Below are 13,676 nucleotides of genomic sequence, written 5' to 3' on the forward strand. Positions count from 1 at the left end.
TCCTTGTGTTGATTCGAGTTCGGTGAGTCTGGAAGGGCCAGCGGTCGTTATTGGCCGGAGTTGTGTTGGTCGGAGTTGTGTTGGTCGAGCCGGGTGCCGGTGATCATGGCGTAGGCCCACATGCCGGCGAAGAGTGCGCCGACGAAGAACATGGCCGGAACCAGGAATCCGCTCGCGACGACGATCGCCTGCAGCGCCCAGCCGACCGGGTAAGACCAGGGGTAGCGCAGCAGGCCGATCGTCGCGACGAAGAGCACACACAGCACCGCTCCCCCGCCGAGGGCGATCGCCGGCGGGGCCGCGTCGAGGCCGAAGGCCACGAGCGCCCCGAGAAAGACGACGATGACCTCGAAGCCCAGCACGATCGACGCGAGCGAGCGTCGCACCGAACGCGGCCCGCCGGAACGGCGACCCGCGGGTTCGGGAGTGTCGGGGGTGACGGTCACGACGCCATCCACTCACCGGCGTCGGCGAGCACGAGGGCTTCCCCGACGAGGGTGATCGAGCCGGTCACGATGACGGCGCGCTTGGTGCCCTCGGCCGCCCACTCCCGGGCGCTGTCAAGGGCGTCGGAGAGCTCGTCGAACCGGAAGGTGCGCTCATCGCCGACCCAGCCGGCGATCTGGTCGGCCAGGTCGTCGACGGGCACGGCCCGCTCGGACAGGGGCTGGGTGACGTGGAAGCGGGTCACCCGAGGCGAGAGGGCCTCGATGATGCCGTGCGCGTCCTTGTCGGCGAGGATTCCGATCACGGCGACGATCTCGTCGAAGTCGAAGTAGCTCTCGAGGGCGGCGGCGAGGGCGAGGGCGCCGTGTGGGTTGTGCGCTGCGTCGACGAGCACCGTCGGCTCGATGCCGACCAGCTGCAGGCGCCCGGGCGAGGTGACCGAGCCGAGTCCCTCCGCGAGCAGGTCGCCAACGAGCATCTGCGAACCGGAGCCGAGGAACGACTCGACCGCCGCGATGGCGAGCATCGCGTTTTGCGCCTGGTGGGTGCCGTAGAGCGGCAGGAACAGGTCGGAATAGGTGCCGGCGAGTCCGCGCACGGTGATGAGCTGCCCGCCGACGGCCACGGCGCTGCTGAGCAGCGCGAAGCCGTCGCCCTCCATCGCGAGCGTCGACTCGGTCAGCTGCACGGCCCGTTCGAGCTCGGCCTGGGCGTCGCCACCCTGCAGGGCCGAGACGACGGATGCCGTGGGCTTGATGATTCCCGACTTGGTGCGGGCGATCTGCGCCACGGTCGTTCCAAGCCGCAGGGTATGGTCGAGCGCGATCGGGGTGAACACCGCGACCTGGCCGTCGGCGACGTTGGTGGAGTCCCACTCGCCGCCCATGCCGACCTCGATCACGGCGACGTCGACCGGGGCATCCGCGAAGCACGCGAACGCGAGCACGGTCAGCGCCTCGAAGAAGGTCAGTCGTTCGTCGCCGGCGGCGATCAGTTCGGCGTCGACCATGAGCAGGTACGGCTGGATGTCGGCCCAGCTCGCGGCGAGGAACTCGTCGGTGATCGGCTCGCCGTCGATGACGATGCGCTCGTTGAGGCGCACGAGGTGCGGGCTCGTGAGCAGCCCGGTGCGGAGTCCGTAGGCGCGCAGGATGCTCTCGACCATGCGGCTCGTGCTGGTCTTGCCGTTGGTGCCGGCGATGTGGATGATCGGGTAGGAGTTCTGCGGGTCACCGAGCAGGTCCATGACCCGGCGGGTCGGCTCGAGGCGCGGCCGCGGGGCGGACTCGCCGACCCGTTCGAGCAGCGCGGCGAAGACGGCGTCGCCGGCCTCCCGGGTGGTGTTGCTCGGCTCAAGGGGATCGGAGAGGGCGTTCAGCTCTGCCTCTTCGGCGGCGTCGGTGTCGTCGGCCGCGTCGAAGGTGGGCTCGATGGGGTCGTTCGGCTCACTCGAAGACGGCTCGTTCGTATCAGACATTGACGAGTCCATTCACTCGGGCGACGGCGACGATGAAGGCGCCGTGGTTGACATAGTGTTCCGCTTCGAACCGCACGTAGTGCTCGACCTCGGAGCCGATGAGGCCCGGGAGCCACTCGGCGGGGGTGCCGGTCTGCACGGGGGTGCCGAGCGCGGCATCCGTCGACGGCCGATAGGTCGCAAACCGGGTGGCGAGGGTGTCCCCCGCCACGTTGACGGTCTGCGCGAGGTCGAACGAGGTCGCATCGTCTTCGTCGAAGAAGACCAGGTCGAGGCCGATGCGGTCGCTGACCTCGAAGCCGGCGGACTTGCGGGTGTCCTGCACGGCACGGATGACGTCGCGCGCGAAACCCTCGGCCTCGAGCACCGGGGTGGTGCGGGTGTCGAGCAGCACGAATCCGCCGCCGGCCAGAAGCGCGAGGGCGGAGTCGTTCTCGCCCGAGCTGTTGTCCACCTCAAGGGAGAGGTCGTACTCCCCGGCTTCGAGGGCGATGCCGCCGGCGGTGACGACGCCGTCGGTCTCGCTCCAGTCGCCAGCGCGGGCGGCCTTGATGACCTGCTGCACCTGCTTGCCGAGGCGGGGGCCTGCGGCGCGGGCGTTGATGCTGAGCTTGGAGGTGATGCCGTAGCTCTCGGCGCTGTCGTCGGCGAGCTCGACGAGCACGACCGCCTTCACGTTGAGCTCGTCGCGCAGGATGCCCTCGAACTCGGCAAGGGCGGCGGTGTTCGCCGTGACGACCGTGAGGGTCGCAAGCGGCAGGCGCACGCGCAGGCCGGCCTGCTTGCGAAGCGACAGCACGGTGGAGCTGATGCGGCGCACCTGGTCCATGGTGGCGACGAGGGTGTCGTCGGCCGGGAACAACTCGGGGTCTGGCCAGTCCTCGAGGTGCACGCTGCGGCCGCCGGTCAGGCCCTGCCAGATGCGCTCGGTGACGAGCGGCAGCAGCGGGGCGGCGACGCGGGAGACGGTCTCGAGCACGGTGTAGAGGGTGTCGAAGGCCTCTGTGGTCTCGGTCTCGGCGGCACCGGTCCAGAAGCGGTCACGCGAACGGCGCACGTACCAGTTGGTGAGCACGTCGGCGAAGTCACGCAGCCGGGTGGTGGCGAGGGTGCTGTCGAGGGCTTCGAGGTCGGCCGTGACGTCGACGATCAGGTCGCGGGTCTTGGCGAGCAGGTAGCGGTCGAGCACGTCGGTCGAGTCGGTGCGCCAGATGGCGTCGTACCCGTCCGCACCCGAGGCGTTGGCATAGAGCGAGAAGAAGTACCAGGTGCTCCAGAGCGGCAGCATCACCTGGCGGGTGCCCTCGCGGATGCCCTCCTCGGTGACGATGAGGTTGCCGCCGCGCAGCACGGAGGAGCTCATCAGGAACCAGCGCATCGCGTCGGCGCCGTCGCGGTCGAAGACCTCGTTGACGTCGGGGTAGTTGCGCAGTGACTTCGACATTTTCTGGCCGTCGTTGCCGAGCACGATGCCGTGGCTGACGACGTTCTTGAACGCGGGCCGGTCGAAGAGCGCGGTGGACAGCACGTGCAGCAGGTAGAACCAGCCGCGGGTCTGCCCGATGTACTCCACGATGAAGTCGGCGGGGTTGTGGGCCTCGAACCATTCGCGGTTTTCGAAGGGGTAGTGAACCTGGGCGAAGGGCATCGAGCCGGAATCGAACCAGACATCGAGCACGTCGGTGATGCGCCGCATAGTCGACTGCCCGCTCGGGTCATCGGGGTTCGGTCGGGTCAGCTCGTCGATGTAGGGGCGGTGCAGGTCGGTCGGGCGCACGCCGAAGTCGGCCTCGATCTCGTCGAGCGAGCCGTAGACATCCGTTCTGGGGAAATTCGCGTTGTCGCTCTTCCAGACCGGGATCGGGGAGCCCCAGTAGCGGTTGCGGCTGATCGACCAGTCGCGGGCGTTGCCGATCCACTTGCCGAACTGGCCGTCCTTCACGTTCTCGGGAACCCAGTTCACCTCCTGGTTGAGCTCGACCATGCGCGGGCGGAAGTCGGTGACGCGCACGAACCAGCTCGAGACGGCCTTGTAGATGAGGGGATTGCGGCAGCGCCAGCAGTGCGGGTAGGAGTGCTCGTAGCTGGCCTGGCGCATGAGGCGGCCCTGGTCCTTGAGCAGCTGGGTGAGGGGCTTGTTGGCGTCACTCCAGAGCTGGCCGGCGACCTCGGGGATGTCGGCGAGAAACTTGCCGCCGTCGTCGAGGGAGATGATGACCGGGATGCCCGCGGCCTCACAGACCTTCTGGTCTTCCTCGCCGTAGGCGGGCGCCTGATGCACGATTCCGGTTCCGTCGCTCGTGGTGACGTAGTCGGCGACGAGAAAGCGCCAGGCCTTCTCGGTGCCCCAGACGGCGGTGTCGGCATAGTGGTCGAACAGGCGATCGTACGACACGCCCTCGAGCTCGGTGCCGGTGACGGTGCGTGAGACGGATGCGACGGCCTCCTCCGCGCTGTCGTAGCCGAGGTCCTTCGCGTAGTTGCCGACGAGGTCGATCGCGATCAGGTATTCGGCGCCGAGCACCACGGGCGCGTCAACGGAGCCTTCGCGGGCGACCTCAGCGTCGGGGGTGCCGTTCGGGCCGGCCGGAACGACGGCGTAGACGATCTCGGGGCCGACAGCGAGGGCCATGTTGGTCGGCAGGGTCCACGGGGTCGTGGTCCAGGCCAGCGCGCGCACGGCGGTCAGGCCGAGGGCCTCGGCCTTGGTGCCGATGAGCGGGAAGGTGACCGTGACGGTCTGGTCCTGGCGCATCTTGTAGACGTCGTCGTCCATGCGCAGCTCGTGGTTCGACAGCGGCGTCTGGTCACGCCAGCAGTAGGGCAGCACCCGGTAGCCCTCGTAAGCGAGGCCTTTGGTGTGCAGCTGCTTGAACGCCCAGATCACCGATTCCATGAAGGTGATGTCGAGGGTCTTGTAGTCGTTCTCGAAGTCGACCCAGCGGGCCTGGCGGGTGACGTACTCTTCCCAGTCCTTGGTGTACTCGAGCACCGACTCGCGGGCGACGGCGTTGAAGGCGGCCAGGCCCATCTCTTCGATCTGGCTCTTGTCCGTGATGCCGAGGCGGCGCTCGGCCTCGAGCTCGGCCGGCAGGCCGTGGGTGTCCCAACCGAAACGGCGGTGCACCTGCTTGCCGCGCATGGTCTGGAAACGCGGGAAGAGGTCTTTGGCGTACCCGGTCAGCAGGTGGCCGTAGTGCGGCAGGCCGTTCGCGAACGGCGGGCCGTCGTAGAAGGTCCACTCTTCGGCGCCGTCTCGATTGTCGATGGAGGCCTGGAAGGTGTCATCGTTCTTCCAGAACTCGAGCACCTCGGTTTCGAGCTGCGGAAAGTTTGGCGAGGGAACCAGCGGCTGGCCGGCCGGCGTGGTGTGATCCTTGGGGTACAAATGCTTCTCCTGGACGGGACGGGTTGCAGACAACCCTGCTCCACGAGGACGAACGATTCTGGTGGAATCGCCGCGGTACCACCTCGCTTGCCGGCCCGGGGGCCGACCGCTTGTTCAGAGGCTGTGACGGGCCCGACCCGTTCGGCTCTACTGGGCGGCCGCCTGGCTGGCGACGCTGTTCTGCCGAAGACTCACCGGTGATGGCCGGATCACTGTCATTCGCAGCCAATTCTAGCCGATTAGAGGGGTGCATCCGCTGCACGTGGTGTAGCGAAGCTCACCCGAATTACGGGCGAAAGGGCCCGCCTTGGTAGATTGGGGTGACCGAACATTCAGGCAGCTCACCAACGACACGCTGCCGCACACACTAACCGGAGAACTATGAGCGCCGACCGCGTCCCCGAAAAGCCCGCCCTCGAAGGGCTTGAAGCCAAGTGGGAGACCCGGTGGAACACCGACGGTACCTACCGTTTCGACCGTGAATCCGCGACCCGTGAGTCGATCTATTCGATCGATACTCCCCCGCCGACCGCATCCGGTTCGCTGCACATCGGCCACGTCTTTTCGTACACGCACACCGACGTCGTCGCCCGTTTTCAGCGGATGCGCGGTAAGAGCGTCTTCTACCCGATGGGCTGGGACGACAACGGCCTGCCCACCGAACGTCGCGTGCAGAACTACTACGGGGTGCGGTGCGACCCGTCGCTGCCGTACACCGACGACTTCGTGCCCCCCTTCGAGGGCGGCGACGGCAAGAGCACCAAGGCGGCCGACCAGCTGCCGATCAGCCGCCGCAACTTCATCGAGCTGTGTGAGGTGCTGACGAAGGAAGACGAGAAGCAGTTCGAAGCCCTCTGGCGCACCCTCGGCCTCAGCGTCGACTGGACCCAGACCTACCGCACGATCGGCAGCGAGGCGCTCTTCACCTCGCAGCTCGCGTTCCTCGGCAACATCGAACGCGGCGAGGCCTATCAGGCGATGGCGCCGACGCTCTGGGACGTCACGTTCCGTACCGCCGTGGCCCAGGCCGAGCTCGAGGACAAAGAGGTTGCCGCCGCCTACCACCGGGTGTCCTTCCACAAGCCCGACGGCTCCACCATCGAAATCGAGACCACCCGCCCCGAGTTGATGGCTGCGTGTGTCGCCCTCGTCGCGCACCCCGACGACGAGCGCTACCAGCACCTGTTCGGCACCACGGTGCGCACCCCGCTGTTCGACGTGGAAGTGCCCGTGCTGGCCCACCACCTGGCCCAGAAGGACAAGGGTTCAGGCATCGCCATGATCTGCACCTTCGGTGACGTGACCGACGTGGTCTGGTGGCGTGAACTCGACCTGCCCAACCGCGCCATCATGGGCTTCGACGGCCGCCTCATCGACGACGCCCCCGACGTGATCACGTCGGCCGCCGGACAGGCCGCCTACGCGCAGCTCGCCGGCAAGACCGTCTTCTCGGCCAAGCAGACCATCGTCGAGCTGCTGCGTGCCAGCGGCGACCTGATCGGCGACATCCGCCCGATCACCCACGCGGTGAAGTTCTTCGAAAAGGGCGACCGCCCGCTCGAGATCGTCTCGACCCGCCAGTGGTACATCCAGAACGGCGCCCGCGACGAGACCCTGCGCGCCCGCCTCATCCAGCACGGCAACGAGCTGCAGTGGCACCCGGAGTTCATGAAGGTGCGCTACGAGAATTGGGTGAACGGCCTCACCGGTGACTGGCTCATCAGCCGCCAGCGCTTCTTCGGCGTGCCGCTGCCCATCTGGTACCCGCTCGACGCCGACGGCAACGCCGTGCACAGCGAACCGATCGTCGCCACCCGCAACCTGCTGCCGGTCGACCCGTCATCGGATGCCGCCCCCGGCTACACGGAAGACCAGCGTGGGCAGGCCGGCGGCTTCGTCGGCGAGGTCGACGTGATGGACACGTGGGCCACGTCGTCGCTCACCCCGCAGCTCGCCGGCGGCTGGGAGCGCGACCCGGAACTCTTCGACCTCGTCTACCCATACTCGCTGCGCCCGCAGGGCCAGGACATCATCCGCACCTGGCTGTTCTCCACGATGCTGCGCTCCGAGCAGCAGCACGGCAAGGCGCCCTGGGCGCACGCCGCGCTCTCGGGCTTCATCGTGGACCCCGACCGCAAGAAGATGAGCAAGTCCAAGGGCAACGTGGTCACCCCCGCCGGAATGCTCGAGCAGCACGGCTCCGACGCGGTGCGCTACTGGGCGGCCTCCTCGCGCCTCGGCACCGACGCGGCCTTCGACCCGCAGAACCCGACCCAGATCAAGATCGGCCGTCGCCTGGCGATCAAGATTCTGAACGCGTCGAAGTTCATCCTCGGGTTCGAGGGCGGCGCCGATGCGGCCGTCACCGAGAAGCTCGACCAGAGCATGCTCGCCGCGCTCAGCACCGTGGTCGGCCAGGCCACCACGGCGTTCGAGAACTACGACCACGCCCGCGCGCTCGAAGTCACCGAGAGCTTCTTCTGGACGTTCTGCGACGACTACCTCGAACTGGTCAAGGAGCGCGCCTACGGCGAGGCCGGAACCGGTCAGGCATCCGCCGTCGCCGCCCTGCGCACCGCCCTCGCCACCCTGCTGCGCCTGTTCGCCCCGTTCGTGCCGTTCGCCACCGAAGAGGCCTGGTCCTGGTCGAACGAGGGTTCGGTGCACGTGGCCTCCTGGCCGATCGCGAGCGAACTCTCGGCCGGTTCTGCCGGCAACAGCGCGCTGCTCGATTTGTCGAGCCGAGCCCTCACCGGCATCCGGCGCGCCAAAACCGATGCCAAGGCCTCCCAGAAATCCCCGGTCACGTCTGCTGTAATAAGCGGAACGGCTCCGGAGATCGCCCTGCTCGCGCAGGCCGCCGAAGATTTGAAGGCCGTTGGCCGAATCCATGAATTGACGTTCGTCGAGGGCAGCGAACTCGCTGTCTCCGATATCGTTCTGACCGTAGTGTCGGCAAGTTAGGAGAAACCAGATGTCTGTAAAAGTACGACCGCTTGGCGACAAGGACTTTTTCGCGTGGCTCGGCCTCTTCGAGGGTTATAGCGACTTCTACGAGAGCGAACTCACCGACCAGAAGGCCCTGCAGGTCTGGAGCTGGATCATCGACAAGAACAACAGCCTCGACGGTGCCGTCGCGGTCAACGATGCCGGTGACTTTGTCGGGCTCGCCCACTACCGTACGGTGCCGCGTACCCTGAGCGGATCGATGGGGCTGTACCTCGACGACCTGTTCGTGACACCGGATGCCCGCGGCGCCGGCGTCGGACACGCCCTGATCGTGTTCACGAAGGCCTACGCCGTCGCTCGGGGACTCAGCCAGATTCGGCTGATCACCGCGGCCGACAACGAGACCGCCCAGGCTCTCTACAACACGGTCGGAACCCGCACCGACTGGGTCACCTACGAAATCGACGCCTGACATGCAGCTCGGAACCCGCTGGGCGCTCGGCGCCACGCCGCCGACCGGCCTGCCGCAGGTCGTGGAGATCGCGGTCAAGGCCGTCGAAGAGGACCTGGCTGGTCTCGACACCGACACGAGCACCTGGCGCTGGACGCTGACCTGGCTCGAGAGCAAGCCGGTCATCGAACTCGACGACGGCACGGTCATCCGCTTCAACCCGACCGACGACAGCGCGACGATCACGCAGCCGGCGACCGAGGTTGAAGACGACGAGGACTGGATCTAGGCCCAGCCCACGCTGTCCCGGCGTCCCGGTTGATCCGGGTCAGACCCCCAAAAAGCACGGTTCCGGCACTCCGGCACCGTGCTTTTTCGGTGTCTCATCACACAGCTAGGGTGGAGCCATGGCCGATTCCGTGACTCCCTTCTTCGCTCCGAGCACCCTCCCGTACCAGTTGCCGCCGTTCGGCGAGATTCGGGACGAACACTACCGGCCCGCCTTCGCGCGTGGCCTCGCCGAGCAGCTTGTCGAGATCGAGGTGATCACCGGCAACGCCGACGTGCCAACCTTCGCGAACACCTTCATCCCGCTTGAACGCAGCGGACAAACGCTCAGCCGGGTCGCAGCGGTGTTCTTCAACCGCAGCTCGTCGGATGCGAACGAATTCACGACCGAACTCGAAGAAGAGCTCGCGCCGCTGCTGGCCGCGCATTCCGATGCGATGCGACTCGATCCCCTGCTCTACCAGCGGATCGCTGCGGTGCACGCCACCCGACACGACGTCGCTCTCGCACTCGATGCAGAGTCGATCTATCTCGTTGAGCGGTACTTCACCGAGTTCACGCTCGCCGGTGCCGGGCTGAGCGACGCCGACAAGGCCACCCTGCGGGACTTCAACACACAGCTCTCCACCCTCACCACCCGGTTCGAGAAGAACCTGCTCGCCGACACGAACGACCTCGCCCTCGTCATCGACGACGTCGCCGAGCTCGACGGTCTCGGCGCCGGCGAGATCTCCGCAGCGGCGGAGGCCGCGAAGGAACGCGGCCTCGACGGTAAATTCCTGATCACCCTCGTGCTGCCGACATCACACCCCTACCTCGCCAGTCTCACCGACCGCGGGGTGCGGGAACGTTTGCTGACCGCGTCCCGGGCCCGGGGCATCCGCGGCGGAGAGAACGACAACCGCGAGCTCGTGCTGCAGATCACCGCCCTGCGCGCCGGGCGGGCACGCTTGCTCGGCTTTGCGAACCACGCGGCCGCGGTGACCGCCGACGAGACCGCGAAGAGCCCGGAGGCCGTCGCCGAACTGCTTGCCCGGCTGGCCCCGGCCGCCGCCCGCAACGCGCTGTCCGAGCAGGCCGAGCTGCAGAAGATCGTGGATGCCGAGCCGAACCCGTTCGCCCTCGAGGCGTGGGACTGGGCGTACTACACCGAGAAGGTGCGTGCGGCGACCTACGACGTGGACACGGCCGCGCTGCGCCCCTATTTCGAGCTGGAGCGGGTTCTGCACGATGGCGTCTTCTTTGCCGCGAACGCGCTGTACGGGGTGACCTTCACCGAACGTGCCGACCTTGCCGGCTGGCACCCGGAGGCACGGGTCTTCGAGGTCGCCAACGCCGACGGCTCCCCCGTCGGCCTGTTCATCGGCGACTACTACACCCGCGACTCCAAACGTGGTGGTGCGTGGATGAACCCGCTCACCTCGCAGTCGACGCTGCTCGGCTCGCCCACGGTGGTCTGCAACAACCTCAACGTCGCCAAGCCGGCCGCCGGAGAGGCGACCCTGCTGACCTTCGACCAGGTCACCACCCTGTTCCACGAGTTCGGGCACGCCCTGCACGGGTTGTTCGCCCGGGTCACCTACCCGAAGTTCGCCGGCACGAACGTGTACCGCGACTTCGTCGAGTTTCCCAGCCAGGTGAACGAGATGTGGATGCTCTGGCCCGAGGTGCTCACCAACTTCGCCCGCCACTACGAGACCGGAGAGGCCCTGCCGCCCGAGATCGTGGCACGCATCCAGGCCTCCGCGGCTTTCAACGAGGGCTTCCTGACCAGCGAATACCTTGCCGCCGCGCTGCTCGACCAGGCCTGGCACCGCATCGACGCCGACACCACGGTGACGGATGTCGCCGCCTTCGAGTCCGCGGCCCTCGCCGCGGTGGGCCTCGACAACCCGGCCGTGCCGACCCGCTACGCGAGCACCTACTTCGCGCACACCTTCTCCGGTGGCTACGACGCCGGGTACTACTCCTACATCTGGAGCGAGGTGCTCGATGCCGACACCGTGCAGTGGTTCACCGACAACGGCGGCCTGACCCGCGCCAACGGCGACCGCTTTCGCCAGCGCCTGCTCGGCGTTGGTGGAAGCAAGGATCCGCTCGAGGCTTACCGCGACTTTCGCGGTCGGGACGCGCTGATCCAGCCGCTGCTCGACCGACGCGGCCTGAACTAGCGGCCACGCGCCAACGCGCCAGTCCTCCCGCGCCGGCAACGTGCACGAGCGCCCTGTGGCTGCAGACGCGCCCGCAACGTGCACTCTGCCGTGCGCCCGAAACCTGCACGTGCGACCGCAGACTGGACTTGCACGCGCTCATGCGCCCCAAAACTGCTCGTGCGCTTGGCAGACCAGGCGCACGAGCAGTTTTGGGGCGCATGGATCGATCGTGCTGCAGATCGCCGGCGCAAGTGCAGCTTTCGGGCGCATCAACCTGGAAGGCCGGCATAAGAGGTGCGCCCGGGCCACGCGTCAGGAGCCTGCCGAAGGCGGCGACTCCGGTTGCACCCCCCGGGGAGGCGCCGTGAGCCTAGGCCGACTTGACCTGACGGCGAGGCTTGTGCAGGACCATCGTGGGCGGTGCGTTCTCGAGCACGCAGGCCTTCGTGATGATGACGCGTGCGACATCCGTCGCCGAGGGCACCTCGAACATGATCGGGCCGAGCACCTCCTCGATGATCGAACGCAGGCCGCGAGCACCGATCTTGCGCAGCACGGCGAGGTCGGCGATGGCTTCGAGGGCCTCCTGCTCGAACTCGAGGTCGACGTTGTCGATCTCGAACATGCGCTGGTACTGGCGCACGAGAGCGTTCTTGGGCACGGTGAGAATCTGCATGAGCGCAGACTGGTCGAGCTGCGTGACCGTCGCCACGACGGGCAGACGCCCGATGAACTCGGGGATCAGGCCAAACTTGTGCAGGTCTTCGGGCAAAACCTCGCTGAACAGGTTCACGTCGTCGCCCTTGCTGTGCAGGGGGGCTCCGAAGCCGATGCCCTTCTTGCCGGCGCGGTTCGAGATGATGTCGTCGAGCCCGGCAAATGCTCCCGCAACGATGAACAACACGTTGGTCGTGTCGATCTGTATGAATTCCTGGTGCGGATGCTTGCGCCCGCCCTGCGGCGGAACCGAGGCGACGGTGCCTTCGAGGATCTTCAGCAGTGCCTGCTGCACGCCCTCGCCCGAGACGTCGCGGGTGATGGAGGGGTTCTCGGCCTTGCGGGCGATCTTGTCGATCTCGTCGATGTAGATGATGCCGGTTTCGGCGCGCTTCACGTCGTAGTCGGCGGCCTGGATCAGCTTGAGCAGGATGTTCTCGACGTCTTCACCGACGTAACCGGCTTCGGTCAATGCCGTGGCGTCGGCGACGGCGAAGGGCACGTTGAGGCGTTTGGCGAGCGTCTGGGCCAGATAGGTCTTGCCGCACCCGGTTGGACCGATCAGCAGGATGTTCGACTTGGCGATCTCGACGTCATCGTGGATCGCTTCGGCGGCCGTGATCGTGGCGCGGGACCGCACGCGCTTGTAGTGGTTGTAGACGGCGACGGCGAGGGCACGCTTGGCGGCCTCCTGGCCGATCACGTATTCCTCGAGAAAGCCGAAGATCTCCTTGGGCTTGGGGAGGTCGAACTCGCTGACGCCCTCTTCGGTACCGGCTTCGGCGAGGCGTTCTTCGATGATCTCGTTGCACAACTCGACGCATTCGTCGCAGATGTACACGCCAGGGCCCGCAATGAGCTGCTGTACCTGCTTCTGGCTCTTTCCGCAGAAAGAGCATTTGAGCAGGTCGGCGCTTTCGCCTATTCGGGCCATAACCAGCCTCCTCCATCGGTTGTGCTGAAACGAGCCTATCCTGTGCCTGCGACAGATGCGCGCAGGTGTCGCCGAAATACCGGTGCCGTCCGAAGCGGACGGCGGGACAGGCCAACGGCGCGTCGCCCGGGGACGACGCGCCGACAGTGCGGGGTGGAACGAGAGGCCTACTTGACGAGCGTGGGAAGGTTCTTGCGGCTCGTGAGCACCTGGTCGATGAGACCGTACTCGAGGGCATCCGCTGCGCTCATGATCTTGTCGCGGTCGATGTCCTTGTTGACCTGCTCAACGCTCCGGTTGGAGTGGTGCGACAGCGTCTCTTCGAGCCAGACCCGCATGCGCAGGATTTCGGCCGCCTGGATCTCGATGTCCGAGGCCTGGCCGCCGCCCTGTCCGCCGGCGGAGGGCTGGTGAATGAGGATGCGTGCGTTCGGCAGGGCGAGACGCTTACCGGCGGTTCCGCCGGCCAGCAGCACGGCCGCGGCGGAGGCCGCCTGGCCGAGGCAGACGGTCATCACGTGCGGACGAATGTACTGCATGGTGTCGTAGATCGCCGTCATGGCGGTGAAGGAGCCACCGGGCGAGTTGATGTACATGACGATGTCGCGGTCGGGGTCCTGGCTCTCCAGAACGAGGAGCTGCGCCATGACGTCGTCGGCGGAGGCGTCGTCGACCTGCACGCCGAGGAAGATGATGCGGTCCTCGAAGAGCTTGGCGTAGGGGTCCTGACGCTTGTAGCCGTAGGCGGTGCGTTCTTCGAACGTGGGGAGAATGTAGCGCGATTCAGGCGCATTCTTGGTCGAGACGCCCATGGAGCTGTAGGCCGTTCCACCGAATGTGGGGATAGTCATGATTTCTTCCTGTTCAGTATC

Annotated in this window: 9 protein-coding genes; 4 read left to right on the plus strand and 5 right to left on the minus strand. The window is 66.8% G+C overall.

Annotated features, from left to right (window positions below; translation table 11 throughout):
- Positions 1–47 precede the first annotated feature (47 nt).
- From D6T64_RS20705 to ileS, 3 genes are read right to left on the minus strand one after another with little or no spacing between them, the layout of a single operon-like run.
- Positions 48–446, minus strand: coding sequence for a DUF4233 domain-containing protein (locus D6T64_RS20705; protein ID WP_119976583.1), 399 nt, complete (start codon positions 444–446; stop codon positions 48–50).
- Complete coding sequence (locus D6T64_RS20710) at positions 443–1,924, minus strand: bifunctional folylpolyglutamate synthase/dihydrofolate synthase (protein ID WP_119976584.1); 1,482 nt, start codon at positions 1,922–1,924, stop codon at positions 443–445. Before D6T64_RS20710 ends, D6T64_RS20705 begins: the two co-directional genes overlap by 4 nt.
- Positions 1,917–5,312 (minus strand): isoleucine--tRNA ligase, encoded by a 3,396-nt coding sequence (gene ileS, locus D6T64_RS20715; protein ID WP_119976585.1) that lies wholly within the window; start codon positions 5,310–5,312, stop codon positions 1,917–1,919. Before ileS ends, D6T64_RS20710 begins: the two co-directional genes overlap by 8 nt.
- Before the next feature lie 381 nt (positions 5,313–5,693).
- Here ileS and valS point away from each other — a divergent pair, with 381 nt between their 5' ends.
- From valS to D6T64_RS20735, 4 genes are all read left to right on the plus strand, one after another.
- Positions 5,694–8,276, plus strand: coding sequence for a valine--tRNA ligase (gene valS, locus D6T64_RS20720; protein WP_119976586.1), 2,583 nt, complete (start codon positions 5,694–5,696; stop codon positions 8,274–8,276).
- A gap of 10 nt (positions 8,277–8,286) precedes the next feature.
- Positions 8,287–8,733 (plus strand): GNAT family N-acetyltransferase, encoded by a 447-nt coding sequence (locus tag D6T64_RS20725; protein ID WP_119976587.1) that lies wholly within the window; start codon positions 8,287–8,289, stop codon positions 8,731–8,733.
- Between the two features lies 1 nt (position 8,734).
- Positions 8,735–9,001 (plus strand): hypothetical protein, encoded by a 267-nt coding sequence (locus D6T64_RS20730; protein ID WP_119976588.1) that lies wholly within the window; start codon positions 8,735–8,737, stop codon positions 8,999–9,001.
- A gap of 118 nt (positions 9,002–9,119) precedes the next feature.
- Positions 9,120–11,171 carry a M3 family metallopeptidase gene (locus D6T64_RS20735; RefSeq protein ID WP_119976589.1) on the plus strand — a complete coding sequence of 684 codons (2,052 nt, stop codon included), beginning with the start codon at positions 9,120–9,122 and terminating at the stop codon, positions 11,169–11,171.
- A gap of 352 nt (positions 11,172–11,523) precedes the next feature.
- Here D6T64_RS20735 and clpX read toward each other — a convergent pair whose 3' ends face one another.
- Together clpX and D6T64_RS20745 are read right to left on the minus strand one after the other, a co-directional pair.
- Positions 11,524–12,804, minus strand: a complete 1,281-nt coding sequence (gene clpX, locus D6T64_RS20740) for an ATP-dependent Clp protease ATP-binding subunit ClpX (RefSeq protein WP_119976590.1) — start codon at positions 12,802–12,804, stop codon at positions 11,524–11,526.
- Between the two features lie 167 nt (positions 12,805–12,971).
- The gene (locus tag D6T64_RS20745; protein ID WP_119976591.1) at positions 12,972–13,655 is read right to left on the minus strand and encodes an ATP-dependent Clp protease proteolytic subunit; all 684 of its coding nucleotides are present in this window, start codon (positions 13,653–13,655) and stop codon (positions 12,972–12,974) included.
- Positions 13,656–13,676 lie beyond the last annotated feature (21 nt).

The organism is Cryobacterium melibiosiphilum, assembly GCF_003602235.1.
Classification (GTDB): domain Bacteria; phylum Actinomycetota; class Actinomycetes; order Actinomycetales; family Microbacteriaceae; genus Cryobacterium; species Cryobacterium melibiosiphilum.

What these genes read in the sequence shown, in the direction of transcription:
- D6T64_RS20725 (WP_119976587.1), top strand. Translation starts at nt 8,287, where the DNA reads ATGTCTGTAAAAGTACGACCGCTTGGCGACAAGGACTTTTTCGCGTGG.
- D6T64_RS20745 (WP_119976591.1), bottom strand. Translation starts at nt 13,655, where the DNA reads ATGACTATCCCCACATTCGGTGGAACGGCCTACAGCTCCATGGGCGTC.
- D6T64_RS20735 (WP_119976589.1), top strand. Translation starts at nt 9,120, where the DNA reads ATGGCCGATTCCGTGACTCCCTTCTTCGCTCCGAGCACCCTCCCGTAC.
- D6T64_RS20730 (WP_119976588.1), top strand. Translation starts at nt 8,735, where the DNA reads ATGCAGCTCGGAACCCGCTGGGCGCTCGGCGCCACGCCGCCGACCGGC.
- D6T64_RS20710 (WP_119976584.1), bottom strand. Translation starts at nt 1,924, where the DNA reads ATGTCTGATACGAACGAGCCGTCTTCGAGTGAGCCGAACGACCCCATC.
- valS (WP_119976586.1), top strand. Translation starts at nt 5,694, where the DNA reads ATGAGCGCCGACCGCGTCCCCGAAAAGCCCGCCCTCGAAGGGCTTGAA.
- clpX (WP_119976590.1), bottom strand. Translation starts at nt 12,804, where the DNA reads ATGGCCCGAATAGGCGAAAGCGCCGACCTGCTCAAATGCTCTTTCTGC.